2 protein-coding genes are annotated in these 903 nt (G+C 76.0%); both read left to right on the forward strand.

All coding sequences use genetic code 11. From position 1 onward, the window contains the following. Positions 1-670: hypothetical protein (locus tag Ato02nite_RS51155; RefSeq protein ID WP_213013994.1), on the forward strand; the 670-nt coding region annotated here is incomplete at its 5' end. Further along, on the forward strand, positions 667-903 hold a 237-nt coding region (locus tag Ato02nite_RS51160; protein ID WP_213013995.1), incomplete at its 3' end, for a hypothetical protein. The genes Ato02nite_RS51155 and Ato02nite_RS51160, both read left to right, overlap by 4 nt.

Here is a 903-nt window from a genome sequence, read left to right on the forward strand (position 1 = left end):
GCAGGACCTGGTCGACGCCGTGGCCGACGGCATGGCGGCCCTGGACGCGACCGACGAGCAGGACCCGAGCCGGGCGGCCCGGCTGAACAATCTCGGCAACTCGACGCGGTATCTCGCCGAGGCCACCGGCGACGACTATCTGTGGGACGAGGCCGGGCGGCTGTGCGCGGAGGCCGTCTCCTCGTCTGCGCCCCTCGACCCGGCCCGGGCGCTGTACCAGGTGAGCTATGCGCAGGCCGTACGGGAAGGGCCGGAAGCCGCCGCCGGCCTCGCCGCGGCCCTGGGCCAGCGCACCGCGGCGCCCGCGGTGCGGGTGCGAGCCGGGCGGCAACTCGGCCGGTTGCACGCCGCGCGCGGCCGGTGGGCCGAGGCCGGCACGGCCTTCGGTGAGACCGTGGAGTGCCTGCGGCTGCTGGCACCGCGGCACCTGTCCTGGGACGACCAGGAACACCACCTCGGCCGCATCCCCGGCCTGGGCTCGGACGCCGCCGCGGCCGCGTTGTCAGCCGGCCGCCCCGAGCGCGCCGTCGAGTTGCTCGAGAACAGCCGTGGCGTCGTCCTGTCGTACCTGCTGGACGTCGAGGAGCAGCAGCTGCGGACGGTGGCACCGGACCTGGCGGAGAGCCTGCTCCGGGTCCGGGCGGCGATGAACGCCGGGCGCAACCGGTGACGGCCGACTGGCGGGCGCTCGACGCCGCGGCCGCCGACGCGTTCGACAGGTTCGCCGAGACCCAGGAGCCGGCGTTCGCCGACCTCGCCGTCGAGGGGTTCCGCGCGGTCTGTGCGCTCGTGCCGGGGACGCATGCGGACCGCACCCGACACCTGGCCAACCTCGCCGTCGCGCTGGTCGGCCGGTTCGAGCGGATCGGGACGCCCGCCGACCTCGACGAGGCGGTCCTGGTC

It is taken from the genome of Paractinoplanes toevensis (assembly GCF_018332695.1).
In the GTDB taxonomy this organism is placed as follows: domain Bacteria; phylum Actinomycetota; class Actinomycetes; order Mycobacteriales; family Micromonosporaceae; genus Actinoplanes; species Actinoplanes toevensis.